Source organism: Cytobacillus sp. (assembly GCF_032154635.1).
Lineage (GTDB): Bacteria > Bacillota > Bacilli > Bacillales > Cytobacillaceae > Cytobacillus.
The window spans coordinates 1-20,940 of the sequence record NZ_JALDXW010000052.1 but is presented as its reverse complement, the minus strand read 5'-3'; the positions used below and the strand labels follow the sequence as shown (position 1 = coordinate 20,940).

The 20,940-nt window shown below is 40.5% G+C and carries 20 protein-coding genes and 1 riboswitch; of the genes, 3 read left to right on the top strand and 17 right to left on the bottom strand.

Features of this window, described 5'->3' with window-relative positions:
* Positions 1-270 precede the first annotated feature (270 nt).
* The 3 genes from RUH74_RS21970 to RUH74_RS21960 form a co-directional block, all read right to left on the bottom strand.
* Positions 271-582, bottom strand: coding sequence for a YerC/YecD family TrpR-related protein (locus RUH74_RS21970; RefSeq protein ID WP_313804267.1), 312 nt, complete (start codon positions 580-582; stop codon positions 271-273).
* Between the two features lie 27 nt (positions 583-609).
* Complete coding sequence (locus RUH74_RS21965) at positions 610-1,671, bottom strand: DUF3048 domain-containing protein (protein WP_313804264.1); 1,062 nt, start codon at positions 1,669-1,671, stop codon at positions 610-612.
* A gap of 109 nt (positions 1,672-1,780) precedes the next feature.
* On the bottom strand, positions 1,781-3,523 hold the full coding sequence (locus RUH74_RS21960; RefSeq protein WP_313804261.1) for an adenine deaminase C-terminal domain-containing protein: 1,743 nt from the start codon (positions 3,521-3,523) through the stop codon (positions 1,781-1,783).
* Positions 3,524-3,693: 170 nt separating this feature from the next.
* Between RUH74_RS21960 and RUH74_RS21955 the strand changes: the two genes are divergently transcribed.
* Positions 3,694-3,978 carry a YgaP family membrane protein gene (locus RUH74_RS21955; RefSeq protein ID WP_313804258.1) on the top strand — a complete coding sequence of 95 codons (285 nt, stop codon included), beginning with the start codon at positions 3,694-3,696 and terminating at the stop codon, positions 3,976-3,978.
* A gap of 57 nt (positions 3,979-4,035) precedes the next feature.
* Entirely contained in the window at positions 4,036-4,149 is a 114-nt protein-coding gene (locus tag RUH74_RS24210) for an EYxxD motif small membrane protein (protein WP_328158976.1), read from the top strand.
* Here RUH74_RS24210 and purD read toward each other — a convergent pair.
* The 14 genes from purD to RUH74_RS21885 all read right to left on the bottom strand — a co-directional run bounded on the left by purD (position 4,127) and on the right by RUH74_RS21885 (position 18,394).
* Positions 4,127-5,398 (bottom strand): phosphoribosylamine--glycine ligase, encoded by a 1,272-nt coding sequence (gene purD, locus RUH74_RS21950; protein ID WP_313804255.1) that lies wholly within the window; start codon positions 5,396-5,398, stop codon positions 4,127-4,129. The genes RUH74_RS24210 and purD overlap by 23 nt on opposite strands.
* Before the next feature lie 21 nt (positions 5,399-5,419).
* Positions 5,420-6,955, bottom strand: a complete 1,536-nt coding sequence (gene purH / locus RUH74_RS21945) for a bifunctional phosphoribosylaminoimidazolecarboxamide formyltransferase/IMP cyclohydrolase (protein WP_313804252.1) — start codon at positions 6,953-6,955, stop codon at positions 5,420-5,422.
* Between the two features lie 95 nt (positions 6,956-7,050).
* Positions 7,051-7,617 carry a phosphoribosylglycinamide formyltransferase gene (purN, locus tag RUH74_RS21940; RefSeq protein ID WP_313804249.1) on the bottom strand — a complete coding sequence of 189 codons (567 nt, stop codon included), beginning with the start codon at positions 7,615-7,617 and terminating at the stop codon, positions 7,051-7,053.
* Positions 7,614-8,651, bottom strand: coding sequence for a phosphoribosylformylglycinamidine cyclo-ligase (gene purM, locus RUH74_RS21935; RefSeq protein WP_313804246.1), 1,038 nt, complete (start codon positions 8,649-8,651; stop codon positions 7,614-7,616). The genes purN and purM overlap by 4 nt, the downstream gene beginning before the upstream one ends.
* A gap of 63 nt (positions 8,652-8,714) precedes the next feature.
* Complete coding sequence (gene purF / locus RUH74_RS21930) at positions 8,715-10,130, bottom strand: amidophosphoribosyltransferase (RefSeq protein ID WP_313804243.1); 1,416 nt, start codon at positions 10,128-10,130, stop codon at positions 8,715-8,717.
* Positions 10,115-12,331, bottom strand: a complete 2,217-nt coding sequence (gene purL, locus RUH74_RS21925; protein ID WP_313804240.1) for a phosphoribosylformylglycinamidine synthase subunit PurL — start codon at positions 12,329-12,331, stop codon at positions 10,115-10,117. The genes purF and purL overlap by 16 nt, the downstream gene beginning before the upstream one ends.
* The gene (gene purQ / locus RUH74_RS21920) at positions 12,315-13,001 is read right to left on the bottom strand and encodes a phosphoribosylformylglycinamidine synthase subunit PurQ (protein WP_313804237.1); all 687 of its coding nucleotides are present in this window, start codon (positions 12,999-13,001) and stop codon (positions 12,315-12,317) included. The genes purL and purQ overlap by 17 nt, the downstream gene beginning before the upstream one ends.
* Positions 12,998-13,252 carry a phosphoribosylformylglycinamidine synthase subunit PurS gene (gene purS, locus RUH74_RS21915; protein WP_313804234.1) on the bottom strand — a complete coding sequence of 85 codons (255 nt, stop codon included), beginning with the start codon at positions 13,250-13,252 and terminating at the stop codon, positions 12,998-13,000. The genes purQ and purS overlap by 4 nt, the downstream gene beginning before the upstream one ends.
* Positions 13,240-13,965: a phosphoribosylaminoimidazolesuccinocarboxamide synthase gene (gene purC / locus RUH74_RS21910; RefSeq protein WP_313804231.1), complete on the bottom strand. Its 726-nt coding sequence runs from the start codon at positions 13,963-13,965 to the stop codon at positions 13,240-13,242. Before purC ends, purS begins: the two co-directional genes overlap by 13 nt.
* Positions 13,966-14,276: 311 nt before the next feature.
* The gene (gene purB / locus RUH74_RS21905; RefSeq protein WP_313804228.1) at positions 14,277-15,569 is read right to left on the bottom strand and encodes an adenylosuccinate lyase; all 1,293 of its coding nucleotides are present in this window, start codon (positions 15,567-15,569) and stop codon (positions 14,277-14,279) included.
* A 3-nt stretch (positions 15,570-15,572) separates the two neighbouring features.
* The gene (gene purK, locus RUH74_RS21900) at positions 15,573-16,727 is read right to left on the bottom strand and encodes a 5-(carboxyamino)imidazole ribonucleotide synthase (RefSeq protein ID WP_313804270.1); all 1,155 of its coding nucleotides are present in this window, start codon (positions 16,725-16,727) and stop codon (positions 15,573-15,575) included.
* On the bottom strand, positions 16,714-17,202 hold the full coding sequence (gene purE, locus RUH74_RS21895) for a 5-(carboxyamino)imidazole ribonucleotide mutase (protein ID WP_313804225.1): 489 nt from the start codon (positions 17,200-17,202) through the stop codon (positions 16,714-16,716). Before purE ends, purK begins: the two co-directional genes overlap by 14 nt.
* A gap of 256 nt (positions 17,203-17,458) precedes the next feature.
* Positions 17,459-17,560: riboswitch (purine riboswitch) on the bottom strand.
* Positions 17,561-17,649: 89 nt separating this feature from the next.
* A complete protein-coding gene (locus RUH74_RS21890; RefSeq protein WP_313804221.1) occupies positions 17,650-17,856 on the bottom strand; it encodes an NETI motif-containing protein in 207 nt (68 codons plus the stop codon).
* Positions 17,849-18,394, bottom strand: a complete 546-nt coding sequence (locus tag RUH74_RS21885) for a DUF2179 domain-containing protein (RefSeq protein ID WP_313804218.1) — start codon at positions 18,392-18,394, stop codon at positions 17,849-17,851. Before RUH74_RS21885 ends, RUH74_RS21890 begins: the two co-directional genes overlap by 8 nt.
* Before the next feature lie 349 nt (positions 18,395-18,743).
* Between RUH74_RS21885 and RUH74_RS21880 the strand changes: the two genes are divergently transcribed.
* Complete coding sequence (locus RUH74_RS21880; RefSeq protein WP_313804216.1) at positions 18,744-20,579, top strand: dihydroorotate dehydrogenase; 1,836 nt, start codon at positions 18,744-18,746, stop codon at positions 20,577-20,579.
* Positions 20,580-20,940 lie beyond the last annotated feature (361 nt).

The following is a 20,940-nucleotide window of genomic DNA, read 5'->3' as shown; positions in this document are numbered from 1 at the left end:
AGACACTGCGCGTTTCGGGCTTTCATCCCTCTTATGAACGACCTTTTCTTGCAGACACTGCGCGTTTCGGGCTTTCATCCCTCTTATGAACGACCTTTTTTTGCAAACTCTGCGCGTTTCGGGCTTTCATCCCTCTTATAAGCGACCAGATTTGATCCAGACATCAAAAAAAGCCTGAAACAACGAATGTTCCAAGCTTTCTTCGCTTTCCCTGCTAACAGAAATTTTATCAACTGACTTCACCTTTGCAGGTCCGTCCTAGCTATTAAATTATTCTGCTGTTTCAGTATCTTCTTTCTTTATCCGTTCTAATGCCATTTCATACGCATCATTTCCGTAGTTCAAGCAGCGCTTAACGCGGGAAATTGTTGCAGTACTTGCACCGGTTTCTGTTTCAATTTTATGATAGGTTTTCCCTTCGCGAAGCATGCGGGCAACCTCTAGCCGCTGGGCAAGGGACTGAATTTCATTAACTGTACATAGATCATCGAAGAAACGATAGCATTCTTCTAAATCCTTTAACGACAAAATTGAATTAAACAGCTGATCAAGTTCTTTTCCTCTTAATTTATCAATTTGCATGCATGTATCCCCTTTTTAAATAAAATACTATTCCTTCACATCGAAAGAAACTGTTTGTTCTAGGCCCGGACTTGTAGGAATGATATTAATCCATGTCCTTCCAGGTACAAGTCCCGCTTGTTTGCCATTTATGACAGGCAGAATTTTGCCTTCAATGTTTTCCCATTTGACCTTTTGCCATTTTCCTTTTTGGAGCAAATAAGCTCTGCCCCCAGAGGTTAAATCAATTTTTCTGCGACCTGCATTATCAATCACTTTATGATCGGTTTCAACAATAAAAATATTATCCAGCAATACAGGCTCTTCGGATTCATAGTCCTTGGTCAATTCTCCATTTGTATACCGTTTATATTTTTCAAGCGCTTCATCATACTCATAAATTGAATTAAAGACGTTGTTGTTAAAGTAAGATACCATGGCAGAGGAAGCATCTTCCCCATTCAGATCTTCTAATTCACTTTTATTCAAGAAAGTAAGTGGAGATGGCGCATTATCCATTTTATAGCTTCTTTGCCCTGCTCCCTTAAGGATATTTTCAAATGAAATATACGAATTATGGGGCGCCTTTCGGAAACTTGCACGCTTAAATAGCGTACCATCATAAGCAATCCCATTTAAATTATCTATATAGCCTTTATCAAGCATATCCTTTGCCTCTGGACTATACCCATGGGCAATGTACAGACTGTCATACCCTTTTGCTAACTCGATATAATAATCTCTTGCACTTCGTACGGGACCTATCTTTTCTGGATGTTCACTCTGGTAAATAGCTAGAAACCTCGTTATATTTCCTTCCGCCAGTAATTCATATACAATATCTGCTTTCTCAAGGCCTGATTGTGGACGGGCTTTTGGATCATTATTGATCATAACAGCAACCGCTCGGTTATCCGATTTATTTTCTGTCCCAACACCAGTCAACGGAAATTGATAAGGAAGTTTTTCTTCTTTAGAATGATCAATAGAGTCGTTTTCTGGAATATCGATCATTTCATCTTCATTTTCAACGGCTGTATGATCATTCTTGCTGCAGCCTGCAAGTAAGAGTAAGGCTGCAATTGAAACAGCTATCCATCTATTAAACATAGAGCACCTCAATATTTGATCTCGTCGTATAGTTAAGCTGAAAATGTTGCAAAATAATTGAATCTAATTTACGATGCTTATTGGCAAATCAGAAAAACTCTTTTACATTTTAACGCATTATCGTCGGAAAGAGTACTGTTTTATTCATCACATCATACATTCCTTGCTGAGTGATTCTTATGTACGGCAAATGGGTCGATGAAAAGAATAAGAGTGAATAAATTGGATCAGCAAATTGATAGCCTCTCTCCCTTAAATAAGTAAGAAGGCGTTTTTCTTGTTCAATCAAATCTTCCACTTTTTGATCAGACATGATCCCTTTCACCTTAAGCGAAATTTCTTGAACAATTTCTCCTTTTTCAGAGATAACAATTCCTCCACCTAGCTCCTTCATCCGATTAAAAGCATTTATCATATCTGACTTATTTTTCCCAATTAATATAATATCACCAGTATTGGAATATGAGCTGGCTAACCCATCTAAACGATTAGCAAATCCTTTTAATAATGTATTCATCCGCCACTGGCCATTTTTATCGATTAACATGAAAAAACATTCATCATTCGTATCGGCTAACTGATCAACAGAGGAATTAATTGATATGGAATACGGTTTTGTAATGACGGCGTTTTCCATTTTTATCCCGAATGGCATGGAAAATTGCAGATCATCCGGATACAGATACCAATCAAGCGTTAAAGGTTCAAAACCTTTATCCTTCCATGAAATGTCGGGGTAAGCATCCAATGCTCTCCCATCCCTTTTCACCCATTTCCCCTTTGCAAGCACGGAAATCGGCGTCGGGTCTGTTTCAGATTGAAGGAAGTTAATATTCGCTACTCTTCCAGTTGCAATTGCCCCATGGAGATGATTAATCTGATAATAACGAGCAATATTAATTGTTCCCATATTATAGGCATCAATCACCGGAACACCCTTTTCAATTGCAATTCGAATCATATGATCAATCATGCCCTGCTCATAGAAGGAAGAGGAAGAACCATCGGTTGTAAAAATCATCTGGTCATAATGAACAATGCCTAGCTCATGCATTTCATCCAGCAGCACCGGCAAATCTGGGCGAATCGAGGAATAACGTAAAGATACTGTGTAGCCCTGCATTAACCGGTTATATACTTCTTTCCCGGTCATCGCTTCATGATCACAATCTGCTCCTAGCAGCATCAGCTTCGCCAACGTTTTTTCCGATGCACCTGGGAAATGCCCCTCAATCTTTTTTCTCATTCTTTTCGCTTCTTGAATCCAATGAAGCATTAAATCATCACCAGCTAATAATTTAGGCCAGCCTGTCAGTTCTCCCCCCTGCAGAACATCCTCATGCTCTAGCCATGATTTTACATTCCGATGGGAAAAGATTACTTCTTCATTTTGAATTTCTGTTTGTGCATCAAATCTGCACCACCAATATATCGTTGAAGGAAGATTCTTTAAATCGCTTAAAAAAGAAAATGCTTTCTTTTTATCCAGCTGCAGCGCAAGAACCATATTATCATTAATTAACGTAGTTGTACCAAACTGAGATGCATAGCTCGCAATCGAATGGGGATTATATAATTGAAACGGGTGGGCATGGGGCTCAATATAACCTGGAACAAGCAATAAGCCTTCACAATCCACAACTTCACAATTCCTGATGGTTTCAGGCAACATCTCCCCCACATAAATGATGCGGTCTTCATATATCCAAATATTTGCCGTCATCCATTTACGAAAAGCCTGATTAAGATACCGCGCATTTTTTAAAAGCAGCGTCGGAGAAAGTTTTCCGTCCAATACGGAAACATGATCACGTAAATATTTATTTTTCCAGCGGTAACGCTGTTCCAGCATAAGAATCCCTCCCACTGGTTTCTATCATCTAGCTGTTATTGTGCGGTTAAAGTGGCTCTAAATCAAACAAGAAAGCCCTTTCATAGTTTGTTTTATATTACCATAATTCACTATTTAACGCATTAAAGAAATAGAAAATTTTATGAAATGTTCTAGAGGAGGGTAATGGAATGAATATCAAACCGAATATTGGGATTGTCAATGCATTAATCCGCATTACATGTGGGCTCACACTAATTGCTTGCAGTACAGCAAAACTCACAAAAAAACCTTGGCGTGAATCTTACATGATTCTCGCTTTTCTAGGGGCAATGAAGGTAGCCGAGGGAATTGTACGCTTCTGTCCAATCACTGCTCTCTTTGAGAATAGACAGGACCTGCTTGGTTCAAAAAAACAAAATGAGAACGAGGAAGAAGTCGAAATCAGCGATATCCTTCCATATAACCCTTCGTAAAAAGAATTGAAAATAGCCCCCATCAAATTGGGGGCTTCATAAAAAGGAGCGATTTAAATGTTTTGGGAGTATTTAACTGATATGTCATTTGTATTAATTGCATTGATTGGCAGTATCGTTGCTTTGCTATTTGTATTCATTCGAAAATCTAATAAACGGCGTGCTGAATAGCTCGATGTCCAATATCCTTGCGGTAAAAGATACCTGAGCAATGAACCTTCTTTAATTCGGTGTACACCATTTTTTGTGCTTCTTCCAATGTTTTTGCCTTTGCACCTGCTAAAAGGACACGCCCGCCATTTGTGATGAAATGTCCTAGACTATTTTTGCTAGTCCCCGCATGGAATAAGTAAACATCGGAAATAATTTCTTCTAATCCTTCCAATACGGAACCTTTCTGGTATTCTTCCGGGTAGCCGACGGAAGCAGCAACAACACCAAGCATTACTTCTTCATCCCAAATCATTTCAGGTGTTTTTCCATTGATAACTGCTAGCATCACTTCAGCTAAATCTGATTTCATTCTTGGAAGGATAACTTGGGTTTCAGGATCCCCAAATCGTGCATTAAACTCAATTACTTTTGGTCCAGATTCTGTAATAATTAATCCTGCATATAAAACCCCGCAAAAGTCCCTGCCTTCTTGGACAAGTGCTTTAGCTGTCGGCTGTAAAATCGTCTTCACAGCCTCTGTAATTATTTCATTACTGATATGCGGAACAGGTGAATAGGCCCCCATTCCTCCTGTATTCGGACCTAAATCCCCATCGTGTGCACGTTTATGATCTTGTGCAATTTCAAGAGGAATTACAACCTCCCCGTTTACGAATGCCATAAGAGAAATTTCTTCACCCATTAAAAATTCTTCCATGACAACTGTAGACGATGCGTTGCCAAACCTTTCACCTAAGAGCATTTCCTTAAGACTCTCTCTCGCTTCCTCCATCGTCATTGCAACTGTAACACCTTTTCCAGCCGCTAAGCCATCTGCTTTAATAACAATTGGCGCACCCTTTTCTTCCAAATACACGAGGGCCTCCTCATAGTTGGAAAATACCGCATACTCAGCAGTTGGAATCCCATACTTTTTCATTAATTCTTTAGCAAAGGACTTACTTCCTTCTATGACAGCAGCTGCTTTCTTAGGGCCAAAGACGGTCAAACCCTCCTTCTGAAAACGATCAACAATCCCTTCTAGTAAAGGAACCTCTGGACCGATTACTGTTAACCCAATGTCATTTTCTTTTGCAAAATGAACAAGCCTTTCTTGGTCATTTTCCTGGATGTCGACGAGATGAGAAACATCCTCCATTCCAGGATTTCCTGGTGAAGCAAAAACTTGCTCAACAGTCGGACTTTCATATAGCTTCCTGCAAATCGCATGCTCACGTCCGCCTCTGCCAATAACTAATACCTTCATACCCACACCCCTAAGATTTGATTAATGCTTAAAGTGCCTTATCCCCGTAAATACCATTGCGATTCCATACTCGTCAGCTTTCTTAATTGAATCCTCGTCTCGAACTGAACCGCCTGGCTGAATAATTGCTGTTATGCCTGCCTTTGCCGCTGCTTCAACCGTATCATCCATCGGGAAGAAAGCATCAGATGCCATAACTGCTCCTGCTGCCTTTTCTCCTGCCTGTTCAAGGGCGATTTTTGCAGCACCTACACGGTTCATTTGGCCAGCACCAATTCCAAGTGTCATATCTGCATTGTTTACGACAATTGCATTTGATTTCACATGTTTGACGACCTTCCAGCCAAGCTTGAGCGCCTTCCATTCCTCTTCAGATGGCTCCCTTTTTGTTGGCACAGAAATGTTAGCATGATCTAATGTGAATTGATCATATTGCTGAATAAGCAATCCGCCTTCAATCGAGGTAAGTCTTTTTTCTTCCTTGCCTCCTGTATGATAAGGAATTGTTAATAAACGAAGATTCTTTTTCCCTGTTAAAATTTCGAGAGCTTCTTTTGTAAATGCTGGGGCAATAATGATTTCAAGGAAGATTTCATATAGCTTTCGGGCCGTTTCTTCATCTACCTCCCGATTGAAAGCAATAATTCCGCCAAAAATAGAAACTGGGTCTGCTGCAAATGCTTTTGAGAATGCATCATAAACAGTTGTTCCGCTGCCAATGCCACATGGATTCATATGCTTCACCGCCACAGCGGCAGGTTCTGTAAACTCTTTAACAATTTGCAGAGCTGCATCTGCATCATTGATGTTATTATAGGAAAGCTCTTTTCCATGCAGCTGATCTGCGTTTGCAATGGAAAACTTCGAACCAAGAGGCTTGCGATAAAACGCTGCCTTTTGATGTGGATTCTCTCCGTATCTTAACGATTGCTTTCGTTCAAAAGTAACTGTAAATTTTTCAGGCGCTTCCTCATTAACAAGGTTTGTCATATAGTCTGCAATCATCGCATCATAGGCTGCTGTATGACGAAAAACCTTTGCGGCAAGCTTTCTGCGGGTTTCCTTTTCAACTTCACCAGCAGTCTTTAATTGAAATAAAACAGTTTCGTAATCTGCTGGGTCCACAACTACAGTTACATACTCATGATTTTTAGCTGATGCCCTTAGCATCGCAGGACCGCCGATATCAATATTTTCAATCGCATCTTCTACCGTTACATCATGCTTTGCGATCGTTTGCTGGAAGGGGTATAAGTTAACGCAGACAATTTGGATAGGCTGAATGTTATGTTCTTCAAGCTGTGCCTTATGGGCAGGCTCATCAAACTTAGCAAGAAGGCCCCCATGAATCATTGGATTTAAAGTTTTTACACGCCCTTCTAAAATTTCTGGGAATCCTGTTACATCACTCACCCCAATTACTGGAACGCCACTTTCTTCTAATGCCTTTTTCGTACCGCCAGTTGATATTATTTCAAAGCCCAGCTCATTTAAATGCTTGGCGAATGCCGTTACACCTTCTTTATCGGACACACTGATCAGCGCTCGTTTTTTCATCTGTCATCCTCCTGACTAGTTCTTTGATAAGGATTTATGTTGTATTTATGAATTTGCAAAATTAACATTGGAACTTGCAAGATTTCGTCTCGGGCCTACTTTTTAAAAATTTCTTGCAGGATCCTAGGATATAATTCATGTTCAATTTCATGTATTTTGGCTTGAAGACTTTCTATTGTCTCCTCTTCACTAAGCAGGACGGATTGCTGAGCAATAATTGGGCCGGTATCCATTCCCTCATCCACGAAATGGATGGTTACTCCGCTCTCTTTTACATTCGCCTTCAATGCTTGACCGATGGCATCTTTTCCTGGAAAGGACGGTAAAAGAGAAGGATGAATATTAATTGTCCTCCCCTCGTAGCTCTTGAGAAGCGTTGGACCGATTAAACGCATATAGCCTGCTAGGACGATGTAATCAACCTCTAACTTTTTTAATTCCTGCAAAATTTCTGTCTCGTACGCTTCTTTATTCGCATATTCTTTTGCCGAAAAAACAAAGGTTGGAATGCATTCTTTTATCGCTCGCTCAATACTGTAAGCACCTGGGCGATCACAGACGAGCAGTTTAACAACAGCTGAAAGCTTGCCAGCTTTTACAGTATCTACAATCGCCTGAAAGTTTGTGCCGCTCCCTGAAGCAAATATGGCGATATTTTTCATAAGCTCCCCCTGTATATTTCAACACCTGGTCTCTCTGATACTTTTCCGATAACATATGCTTTTTCATCTAGGCTATTAAAATGAGCCAGTACTTCATTTGCTCTTTCCTCATCTACTGCAACAACCATACCAGTTCCCATATTAAAAATATTGTACATTTCCTGACGATCCAATTCACCGATCTCTTCCATCATTCTGAATACGGCCGGTACCTCCCAGTTGCTTTCCATTAGTTCAGCGCCTAATCCCTCAGGCAGCATACGGGGGATATTTTCGATAAAACCCCCGCCAGTAATATGGGCCATTCCTTTAATAGGAAACCTATCTAAAGCTGATAGAATCGATTTTACATAGATTTTTGTCGGGCGCAATAATTCTTCCCCTAATGTGCAGCCGAACGCATCGATATAATCTGTTAATGCCATATTTGCTTTCTCGAAGAATAGCTTTCTAACAAGTGAATATCCGTTGCTGTGGACACCGCTGGAAGCAAGCCCGATCAATACATCACCTGACTTAATCGTCGTCCCATCAACCAGTTTTGATTTTTCGCAGGCACCGACAGAAAAACCTGCAAGGTCGTATTCATTCTCACTGTACATGCCTGGCATTTCTGCTGTTTCTCCGCCAACAAGTGCACAGCCCGCCTGTTCGCAGCCTTCAGAAATTCCCTTAACAATAGCCTCAATTCTAGCTGGTTCGGCTTTTCCGCATGCAATATAATCTAAGAAATATAAAGGCTCTGCACCTTGTACAACAATATCATTTACGCACATCGCTACTGCATCAATTCCGATTGTATCGTGTTTATCCATCTGAAAAGCAAGCATTAATTTTGTCCCTACACCATCCGTGCCTGAAACGAGGACAGGTTCCTTTAATTGTAAAACTGATAAATCGAACATGCCGCCAAAACCGCCGATGCCCCCAAGCACCCCTGGGCGGATGGTCTTTTGTACATGCTTTTTCATACGAGAAACCGCTTCGTATCCTGCTTCAATGTCCACACCAGCTTGTTTATATGCATTCGCCACTATATTATCCTCCTATAAGAAAAACGACATCTTTCTTACAATGCCGCTTTCCTTCATATGTCATTAAACAACAGGAACCTTATCCTCTGAGGAGACAGGGTAGATCTCTGTTGGGTACTTGCCTGTAAAGCATGCAAGGCATGAACCGCGTGTTTCCCCATCTTCCTTTCGTCCGATTGCCTCTACCATGCCCTCAACACTAAGAAAAGTAAGTGAATCTGCCCCAATTATTTCTCTAATTTCTTCAACAGAATGATTAGCAGCAATTAGCTCTTCCTTTGTAGAAGTATCAATGCCATAGAAACAAGGATTTTTAATAGGCGGTGAGCTAATTAATACATGCACCTCTGTGGCACCTGCTTCTTTAAGCATCGCAACAATTCTTCTGCTTGTCGTTCCGCGGACAATGGAATCATCAACCATAATGACTCTTTTTCCTTCCACAACACCTCGAACAGGAGAAAGCTTCATTTTTACTCCCTGCTCTCTTAATGATTGCGACGGCTGAATGAACGTACGGCCAACATATTTGTTCTTGATTAGTCCCATTTCGTACGGAATGCCCGAAGCTTCTGCATAGCCAATCGCAACCGAAATGCTGGAATCTGGAACACCTGTAACTACATCAGCATTAACAGGTACTTCAATTGCCAGTTGTTTTCCAAGGTTTTTTCTAGCTGTATGAACATTGATGCCATTAATATTGCTGTCTGGACGGGAAAAATAAATATATTCCATCGTACACATAGCGATATTAGAGGCAAAGGCAAACATTTCTGAATGGATTCCTTGATCATCAATAATTAACAATTCGCCAGGCATTACATCTCGAACAAACTCAGCTCCAACGATATCAAATGCACATGTTTCTGATGCAACAACATACGCGTCACCAATTTTCCCTAAAGAAAGGGGTCTCATTCCATTCGGATCAAGGGCAACCATCATTTCCGTTTCTGTCATAATAAGAAAGGCATAAGCACCTTTAACCATAGATAGAGCATTTTTTACCCTGTCTTTAAAGGAAGAGAATCCTCCACGTTTAATTAAATGTGCCAGCACCTCTGTATCAGAGCTTGTTTGAAAGATACTCCCTTGAGCCTCTAACTGACTCCGTAAAGCAGTGGCATTTATTAAGTTTCCATTATGGCAAAGAGAAAGGCCTCCGCTTTGAGAGTTGAACAGCAGCGGCTGAACATTTTCATAACCGCCGCCTCCTGCTGTCGCATACCTTACGTGTCCGATCGCTGCTTTTCCTTCCAGCTCCTGAATCGCTTCAGAAGTGAAAACTTCTGAAACAAGCCCCTCTCCTTTTTTCCCCTTCAGTTTCACACCGTCTGTTACAACAATTCCTGTCCCTTCTTGGCCACGGTGCTGCAGGCTATGAAGCCCGTAATAAGTAATTTGCGAAGCTTCAGGATGGCCCCAAACACCAAAAATGCCACATTCCTCATTCAATCCTTTTATTTCAGCAAGCATGGGATGGCTCCTTTCCAGGCTTCTTTCAATACTTCAACCTGCTCGGCAAGAACAAGCCCTTTCTCGGAATAAATTTCCAGAACAGGAAGATCTGTGACTTCTCCAATTAATCTAGCGTCTACTAAGCTTTCGAATGCCTGCTGATGTTCTTTTTTCACTGAAAGCAAGAAACGAGATTGGGATTCACTGAACAATGCAGATACTGTATTACCTGTAATTTTTATATTTGCACCAAGGCCATCCGAACTTATTAGACTCTCCGCAGCGGCAACAGCCAATCCGCCCTCAGCGACATCGTGAGCAGAGGCAACAAGACCCTCACGAATGGCAAGTAATACTTGATTTTGGAACTTGGCTTCTTTTTCTAAATCAAGCTCAGGTGCTTTCCCAAATATTTTTCCATAAGTGAGCTTTTGCAGTTCACTGCCGCCAAACTCATCCTTCGTTTCTCCTAACAGATAAATGAGGTCTCCAGCTGATTTAAATCTCTGAGTGGTCGCATGATGAATATCTGCAACAAGTCCGACCATTCCAATAACAGGTGTAGGATAAATAGCTGCTCCATTTGTTTCGTTATATAAAGATACATTCCCGCCAATAACAGGGGTATTTAAAATACGGCAAGCCTCACTGATTCCATCAGCTGACTTTTCAATCTGCCAGAAAATTTCTGGCTTTTCTGGGCTGCCAAAATTCAAGTTATCCGTTATAGCCAAAGGTTCTCCTCCAGAACAAACAATATTTCTAGCGGCTTCTGCGACAGCAATCTTGCCGCCGGTTTCCGGATCTAAGTACATATAGCGTGCATTGCAATCCGTCGTCATTGCTAGACCTTTCCGTGTTCCGCGAATTCGAATCACCGCAGCATCAGATCCAGGTGCAACTACTGTATTCGTACGAACCATATAATCGTACTGATCGTACACCCACTCTTTGCTGGCAATCGTTGGCTGCTGAAGCAATTTGATCAGCGTTTCCTTATAATCAGCAACTGCGGGAATATCACTTTCCATCGCCTGAAATTCACGATAATATTCTGGTTCACGTGAAGGCTTATGATAGACAGGTGCCTCTTCTGCCAAAGCATCCGCTGGAACATTTGCTACGATTTCTCCGTTATGGATAAGGCGAAGCATTTTATCATCTGTAACCTGGCCGATTGCTACCGCTTCAAGATCATACTTGGAGAACAGATCCAAAATTTCTTGCTCCCTGCCTTTTTTCACGACAATTAACATTCTCTCCTGTGATTCAGAGAGCATCATTTCATAAGCAGTCATGCCTGTTTCTCGCTGAGGAACAAGATCAAGATTCATCTCAATACCTGATCCTGCTTTACTCGCCATTTCGGCTGATGAGCTTGTCAGACCTGCAGCACCCATATCTTGAATCCCTACTAGGGCATCTGACTTCACAAGCTCAAGACATGCTTCAAGTAAGAGCTTCTCCATGAAGGGGTCACCTACTTGAACAGCGGGACGCTTTTCCTCTGATTGATCCGTTAATTCCTCAGAAGCAAAAGTCGCTCCATGAATGCCATCACGGCCAGTTTTTGCTCCGACATACATCACTGTGTTTCCTACACCATGTGCCTGGCCTTTTTGAATATCCTTATGGTCAATTAATCCAACACACATCGCATTGACAAGCGGGTTTCCTTCATAAGCTGGTTCAAATTGTATCTCCCCGCCGACAGTTGGAATCCCAATACAATTTCCATATCCTGCAATACCAGCAACCACTTCTTTGAACAGGTACTTCGTACGTGCATTGTCCAATTCGCCAAAGCGTAAGGAATTAAGCATGGCAACAGGACGTGCCCCCATTGAAAAGACATCACGGATAATTCCGCCAACTCCTGTAGCCGCTCCTTGATAAGGCTCGATTGCTGAAGGGTGATTATGGCTTTCAATCTTAAAAACAACAGCCTGCCCGTCACCGATATCAACTATCCCTGCACCTTCTCCCGGTCCTTGGAGTACCTTATCTCCAGTTGTTGGGAACTTTTTTAACACGGGCTTGGAATTTTTATAGCTGCAGTGCTCAGACCACATTACAGAAAAGAGTCCAATTTCTGTATAATTTGGCAGACGCCCGAGAATCTTTTCAATCATCGCAAATTCTTCATCCGACAATCCCATTTCTTTGTATACCTTCTGTGCTTTTAATTGTTCTGGATTTGGTTCAAGCATTAACGACATGTGCTTCCCTCCATTGTTTTACGATCGATTGAAAAAGTTTCAAGCCATCTGCTCCTCCTAAAAGCTCATCCACAGCTCTTTCAGGGTGTGGCATCATCCCAAGAACATTTCCTCTTTCATTGATGATACCGGCAATATCTTCTAAACTTCCATTTGGATTGCTGCCGTTATAAGTGAAAACAATTTGGTTGTTTTCCTTCAATCTAGCAAGTGTTTCTTCATCACAATAATAGTTGCCTTCCCCGTGGGCGATCGGGATTGTAATTACTTCATTTTTTTCATATGCTGATGAAAACATCGTCTGGTTATTTTCAACCTTCAATTCCACTTGACGGCAAATAAACTTCAAGCTTTCATTCCTTCTCATTGCACCCGGAAGAAGTCCTGCTTCTAATAAAATTTGAAAGCCATTGCAGACACCTAAAACTGGCTTTCCTGCCTCCGCTGCTTTTACAACCTCTTTCATGACATTGCTAAAGCGGGCAATCGCACCTGAACGAAGGTAATCCCCATAAGAAAAACCGCCTGGAAGAAGAATACCGTCAAACTCATCTAAGCTTTCTCTATCATGCCAAACATATTCCACTTCAGCACCGAGCTCATCCTTCACAGCATGATACATGTCTATGTCACAATTTGATCCAGGAAATACAATGACCGCAAATCTCACTGAGCAACAGCCTCCTCAATTTCATAACGGTAATCTTCAATGACAACATTGGCTAGTAAGCGTTCACACATTTCCTTCACCGATTCATCAATCGGCCGAGCTGACTTTTCAATCGTCAATTCCATATATTTACCGATACGGACATCTGAAACTTCATGATAATTTAACGAATGAAGCGAACTTTTTACTACCGTTCCTTGAGGATCTAGCACACTTTCTCTTAATGTGACGAATACCTTTACTTTGTACATACTGATTGGCCTCCCAGTCTGGCTAAAATATTTTCATAAGCATCTGTCAAATTGCCAAGGTCTCTGCGGAATACATCCTTATCTAACTTCTCATTCGTTGTGAGATCCCAAAGTCTGCATGTATCAGGCGAAATTTCATCAGCCAGCAGAATATTTCCATCTTCGTCTTTACCGAATTCAAGCTTAAAGTCAACCAGGCGAATCCCAAGCTCTTTGAATACCTTTGATAATACCGTATTCACTTTTAATGCCTTTTCTTTTAATATTGCGACTTCTCCCTTACTGGCAAGCTGAAGGGCTTCAATATGGTCATCCGTTAAAAGAGGATCTCCTAGTGCATCATCTTTAAAATAAAACTCTACGATTGGTTTTACTAGCGGGGTGCCTTCTTCAACTCCCAGTCGTTTGGCGAAGCTTCCAGCGGAATAATTGCGGACAACTGTCTCAAGTGGAATAATTTCTACCCTTTTTACAAGCTGCTCCGTTTCTGAAACTTTTTTTATGAAGTGGGATTCAATCCCAAGCGCTTGAATCTTCGAAAATAGCAAACTAGTAATTTCGTTATTCAACCGGCCTTTCCCGGTAATATTCGCTTGCTTCTCTCCGTTAAAGGCAGTCGCTGAATCCTTATACTCAACCCAAACAATGTTCTCATCATTTGTTTCATAAATTTTTTTAGCTTTTCCTTCATATAACAATGTTCCTTTTTCCAATGGGAAAGCCTCCTATTTTAAGAAGATTGGGAATTTTCAAGTTGTATTAGAGGCAAGAATAATCTTACCTCTTATTTTTTGTTGTTTTTCATAAATGTATTTGGTAGAGGTTGATTTGCGCTCCAGGTTGCTCGCTTTCCGCGGGGTGGGCGCTGAGCCTCCTCGGAGCACAAGCTCCTGCGGGGTCTCAGCTGTCCCACACGTCCCGCAGGAGTCTCGCACCTTCCGCTCCAATCAACCAACATTTTTCCAACCAAGTTCATTTAAATAATTTAATCAAAAAAACAATATTTTAGAAAAGGGACTATTTTTTATAAGCCTAAACGGTCAAAGATCGTATCTACATATTTAATGTGATAGTTATAGTCAAAGCAATCATCAATTTCTGCTTCTGAAAGCTTGGCTGTGATTGTTTCATCCTGTTCAATCAAGCTGCGGAAGTGAACTTGCTTTTCCCATGCCTCCATTGCTTTCGGCTGAACCGTATCATATGCCTCTTCACGTGTTAAACCTTTGTCAATTAGCGCAAGAAGAACACGCTGAGAGTAGATTAAGCCAAGGGTACGATCCATATTGCGCTTCATATTTTCCGGATAGACCGTTAAGTTCTTCACAATATTGCCAAATCGATTCAGCATGTAATTCAATGCAATCGTTGCATCTGGAAGAATGATTCGTTCAGCAGATGAATGGGAAATATCACGCTCATGCCATAATGATACATTTTCATACGCTGTCATCATGTATCCGCGAATGACTCTTGCCATTCCCGTCATATTCTCTGATCCAATCGGGTTACGTTTATGCGGCATAGCAGATGAACCTTTTTGACCCTTTGCAAAAAACTCCTCAACCTCTCGCGTTTCGCTTTTTTGCAAGCCGCGAACTTCAGTTGCGAATTTTTCAATGGAAGTCGCAATGAGTGCGATCGTGCTCATGTAATGGGCATGACGGTCACGCTGTAATGTCTGTGTGGAAATTGGCGCTGGCTGCAGCCCCAGCTTTTCACATACATATTTTTCAACAAATGGGTCAATATTTGCGTATGTTCCAACTGCTCCTGAAATCTTCCCAAATTCTACTCCTGCTGCTGCCTCTTTAAAGCGCTCGAGATTTCGCTTCATTTCCTCATACCAAAGAGCAAGCTTCAATCCAAAAGTAGTTGGCTCCGCGTGAACCCCGTGCGTGCGTCCCATCATAACAGTGTATTTATGCTCTTTCGCTTTATTTTTTAAAATCTCAACAAAGCGCTCTAAATCCTTTAATAATATGTTATTTGCCTGTTTAATTGTGTAGGAAAGTGCCGTATCCACTACGTCTGTTGAAGTTAAACCATAATGTACCCATTTGCGCTCCTCACCGAGTGTTTCTGATACAGCACGCGTGAATGCAACGACATCATGTCTCGTTTCTTCTTCAATTTCTTTAATTCGCTGAATATCAAACGATGCCTTTTCACGAATTTTTTGGACATCTTCCTTTGGAATGTCACCGAGCTCTGCCCAAGCTTCACAAGCTAATATTTCAACCTCAAGCCATGCCTGAAAACGGTTTTCCTCTGTCCAAATTGCCCCCATCTCTGGTCTTGTATAGCGTTCAATCATGTTTTATCCCCCGATCTTTTCTGTCACATCGGACCATATCTTGCTCTTCTCTATTTCAGAAAAGGCTTCTTCAACTGAATCACGTAAAAGCGTGACATGGCCCATTTTGCGCTTATACTTGGCTTCCTTTTTTCCATATAGATGAATTTTCCAGTCAGGCAATGAAGGAATATGATCGATTATTTCCTGCTGATGTTCTCCTAATATATTTACCATTACTGCCGGCTTTAATAATGTTGTTTGCCCGAGAGGCCAATTGCAAATTGCTCGAATATGCTGTTCAAATTGGGAGGTTTCACAAGCTTCGATCGAATAATGCCCTGAATTATGAGGCCTTGGAGCAAGCTCATTAATGTAAATTTCTCCCTCCCCTGTCAGGAACATTTCTACTGCTAATGTTCCAACGAGTTCTAGGTTTTCAGCCAGCTGACCAGCAGCTTGGACTGCTTGTTCCTCTACATGCCTTGTTATTCTTGCAGGCACAATAGTCTGATGAAGAATGTTCTCTCTATGAATATTTTCTCCGACTGGAAACACAGCTATTTCGCCTTTGCTATTTCGGCAAATAATTACTGAAATCTCTTTTTCAAAAGGAATCCACTTTTCAAGAACACATATGCCTTGATTAAGAAGCTGTTTAGCCTCTGCTATCTCTTCTTTATTTTTTATTACATACTGGCCTTTTCCATCATAGCCGCCTCTGGAAGTTTTTAATACTGTTGGAAGCCCGAACTTATCTATATTATCATAAATCGCCTCTTCCGTTTCGATAACGGCGTAAGGTGCGACCCCTAAGCCTGCATTTTGGATAGCTGCCTTCTCTTGTATGCGATCCTGTGTAATTTCTAGTAATGCCGTTCCTTGTGGGACATATGCATTCCTGCATAACCAATTTAAAGCCTCTGCATGAATATTTTCAAATTCATAAGTAATTACATCACTCACTTCAGCAAGTTCTTGGATTGAATGAATGCTGTGGTACTCACCAATAATCTTGTAGTCGGCAACCTGCCCGCACGGAGAGTCTTCTTCAGGGTCTAGCAATGCAATTCTGAAACCATTTGCTTTAGCGGCAATCGCCATCATCCGCCCTAACTGGCCCCCGCCAATAATTCCAATTGTTTGGCCTGGTAAAATGACCTTATTAGACAAGTTCATCACTACTTTCTAGTACTTCCTGTTTTATATTCTCCCTTTTCTGTTCTAAACGATCAGAAATGTTAGCATCTTCTGTACCTAGAATTTGTGCAGCGAGCAATCCGGCATTCGTTGCCCCTGCTTTTCCGATCGCAACTGTAGCCACGGGAACACCTCCTGGCATTTGCACAATAGATAACAAAGAATCAAGACCATTTAATGCCTTGGATTGAACAGGAACCCCTATTACAGGAAGCGTTGTTTTTGCAGCGACCATTCCTGGAAGATGTGCGGCACCACCAGCTCCAGCGATAATTACCTTTATTCCTCTTCCTCTTGCACTTTCCGCATATGCAAACATTAAATCTGGAGTGCGATGAGCAGATACAACCTTTTTTTCGTATCCAATTCCAAGCTCATCAAGTATCTCGCAGGCATGCTTCATTGTTTCCCAGTCCGACTTGCTCCCCATGATTACAGCTACCTTTGTCTCCATTATTCTCCTCCAGTTCATCTATTAAGCTATCATTTTAGCTATAAAGTGAAACCTCCATCAGTTGAGTTTTCCTTTCTCCACGACTGATTGTTAGTTGAACCCATCACTTTCAGAAACGCTCGTCCAGACCTGCGATAAAATATAAAAAACCCGGACAGACTCTTTCTACAATGAGAGAAAGTAATCTGACCGGGCACAAATAAGCATAATGAATCGAGTATCCCTACTTAAATTGGATAGCTTTCTTCATTCGCCAGGCTTATCGACTTTCCCTCATAGTCCAATAATTTACGGTTATCGGGTAGAAACTTATGGGCCATATTCCCATTATTATACGAGGGTTATTCAGTTCATTTTTAACTTCTATACACATATTATCAACTTTATATAGGCCATGTCAACCTAAAATCGAACAATATGAAAAGTCATACATCAATCGTTCGTGTTTTAAGGTTGAATGACTTTCGCTTCAAATACAATTTGCCGTCCTACTGGTTCATAGGTTACGGACGCACCATTTTTAATCTCTTCAAATATTGGCTTCTCCGTTCTTCTTACAGGCATATAGCCTGCCTTTTTTATTCGCTCGAGGCACATATCTATCGTTTCATTTTCCTGTACCTCAAATAACATTTTCTGTTTTCCTTTACTCACGAAACAACTTTCCTTTCTTTACTGATTTCACCCAAAAACCGCCATGAATTGTTTTAGGTTCGTATGCAATAATAAAAGCCTTTGGATCTAGCTCTTTAATTGTTTGATAAAGCTTTAATTCATACTTCCTTGGCGTTAAAATTTGCAGAGCCATACGATCACCTTCTAAACCGTTTGCTGCCCAATTTGTCACTCCATACCCTTTTTCTCTTAACACCTTTGGAAGATCTTTATCATATTCTTTCGTAATTACATTCACAGTAATATACCCCAGTGCAAGCTTCTCCTCAATTTTCATTCCAACAATTACTCCTATCCCATACCCAACCGCATAGGCAATCAAGTTCTGTATTTCATTAAGATTGTCTAGAACGAGCCCAAGCCCTATTACATAAATGACGACCTCAATCATACTAATAAAGGCAGCAAGGTATCTTTGCCCCTTTAGAGTTAAAATCATCCTGATTGTAAAAAAAGAAACATACACAATGTTTATCACAAGAATGATCGCGACCATCACAAAACTATTTTCAAGCAATGAAAGGCCTCCTTAGAAAGTGTTGGATTCGTTACAGTAAAGTAATTATTTTAAAGCCATATCCTATTGAGTTCTTATTTTACAGAATAAATGCCAGTATGCGAACCATTTATTAAAAACAACTGAAGAATTTTCTAATTACTTGTTATATTAACCTTAACAACAAAGCATTAATCCTTTTTGATCCATGCCATAATCGCTCGAATCCTTAAATGAGACAATTGAAGATAATCGGTGATGCTTTGTATCCTATCATGCTAGAATTAATGTAGAAGTAATAAATACAATTCATTATAAAGCCATACAATTAAAAAAAGTAGCATACATTTATGTTTAGAAGGTGTTGTTAATGCCAGATTGGTCTTATCATCCATTAAATAAGATTGTATTAAATAAAATGAGTCCTAAAACGAGCCGAGAGTTTATTCATAAATCCATGAGCATAATTGCATCCATTCCTGGAGGCCGTAATCTCATTGGATTTTTAGGACATATGAAAGTCCCTCGGGAATGTAATAGGGAAATTCAGCATACTAGATTTCTATCTCCAATTGGGTTAAGCGGCCATATTGATCCAAACTTATCAGGCATTAACGCCTTCCAAGAGTTAGGATTCGGATTTATAGAAATTGGACCAATTGTGTTAAATGAACCGAAAATACAACTAGAACCAAGAATCACAAATAGTCACATTCTATTTTCTGAACACCATGAGAAAGTTCCTCTCAAACTAGCGATAAAAAAATTAACAAGCTTAAACATTAAAGTTCCGATACTTGCTAAGATTGATGCAGCAGTAACAAAAAGTGAATGGAATATAATTGTTCAGCATCTAACACCCTTTGTGGATGCTTTTATTGGAACAAGTGAACAAATAAACTCATTTGTTGCTAATGATGCTATATGTTTAGAGCGCTCTTATTATGTTTCATTATTCACTGATGGTAAGGATGACATAGACTTAGCTAATAGGAAAATAATACAGCATCCAGGTGTTGATGGTATAGTCATAAATGCCCCTCGCCGATCGGAGGACAACTATTGGTATGAAGCCGAAAACGCCAATGAATGCTTAGCTAAAATCGCTAAACAGGTAAAAGATCTTTACCCTGAAATAATTGTCATAACCTCTGGTGGGGTGGAGACCCCAGAGGAAGCTCGTACTTTAGTACATGCTGGCGCAGATCTATTAATACTAACTGCTGGCTATATAAAAGCTGGTCCAGGATTGCCAAAGCGATTTCATGAACGATTATTATATGAAGAAGTCCGGCCTATTAAAAAGCAAAGCTGGTCCTGGTCATTTCTGTTTGGACTTTCCATCCTTATTGGAGGAATCGTTGCCTTATATTTTGCATGTACGAATGTTATCCTTCCTTATGATGAATCGTTTATCGGTTTGACAAGAGCTAATATTTTACAAGTAAATCCACTCATCATATCGTTTATGTCACATGATCGAATGGCTCTAGCTGGAACAATGATATCTGGAGGAATATTGTATATCCAACTTGCACGCCACGGAATTAAAAATGACATGCATTGGACAAAGATAGCTTTTCATAGTGCAGCAATCGTAGGTTTTATAGGTATTTTTCTTTTTATTGGCTTTGGTTACTTTGATTGGCTGCACGGTTTATTTTGGCTTATTTTATTGCCGATATATTATTTTAGCTTTAAAGAAGGAAAAAAAATCACAGGTGCCCCTTATTCTAGTCATGGAAAGAATGATCGAGTGTGGCAGTACGGACTTTATGGTCAGCTCATATTTATAATGCTAGGATTTTTCATATTAGTCGGCGGTATTGTGATTTCCACCATAGGTGTTTCTAAAGTTTTTGTTTCAACTGACTTAAGCTTCTTATGTATGTCACCGCAAATGCTAGATAGCATTAGTAACAATTTGATTCCTGTTATCGCACATGACCGAGCCGGGTTTGGCAGTGCCCTTATTAGTGTTGGTTTACTTGTTTTAATGATTTCCTTGTGGGGCTTCAGAAAAGGGGAACGCTGGATATGGAATACTTTATGTTTAGGTGCATTACCAGCATTTATAGCGGGGATTGGAACACATATATATATTGGTTATACAACTTTCATTCATTTACTTCCCGTTTACTTTTTAGTTATTTTATATTTGTTAGGCTTATTATTATCCTATCCTTTTCTAAGAAAGAAAGAATAAAAGCCTTAATGACAAATGGGTAAGTCTTTCACAAAAACAGTACCGTTCCTTAAGCGAATCAAGGTCTTTTCACAAACAAGTCATTCGGTGCGTGTTTTCAATATCTGCATCTAAAACTCTATACTTTAACCAAAACTCGAACTAAATTATGTCTTGAGCATCTGCACACAACCAAGTATGTAAATGTCGATCTGCTTCATTTCCCTGACAGGTTTTACTTCGTACATAAAGGCTTGCTCAATGAATCAGACCGACCATTTATTTTTTTACACACAAAAAAGCACCTAAACAGGTGCTCTTTTCATTAGCCTAGCGACGTCCTACTCTCACAAGGGGACAGCCCCTAACTACCATCGGCGCT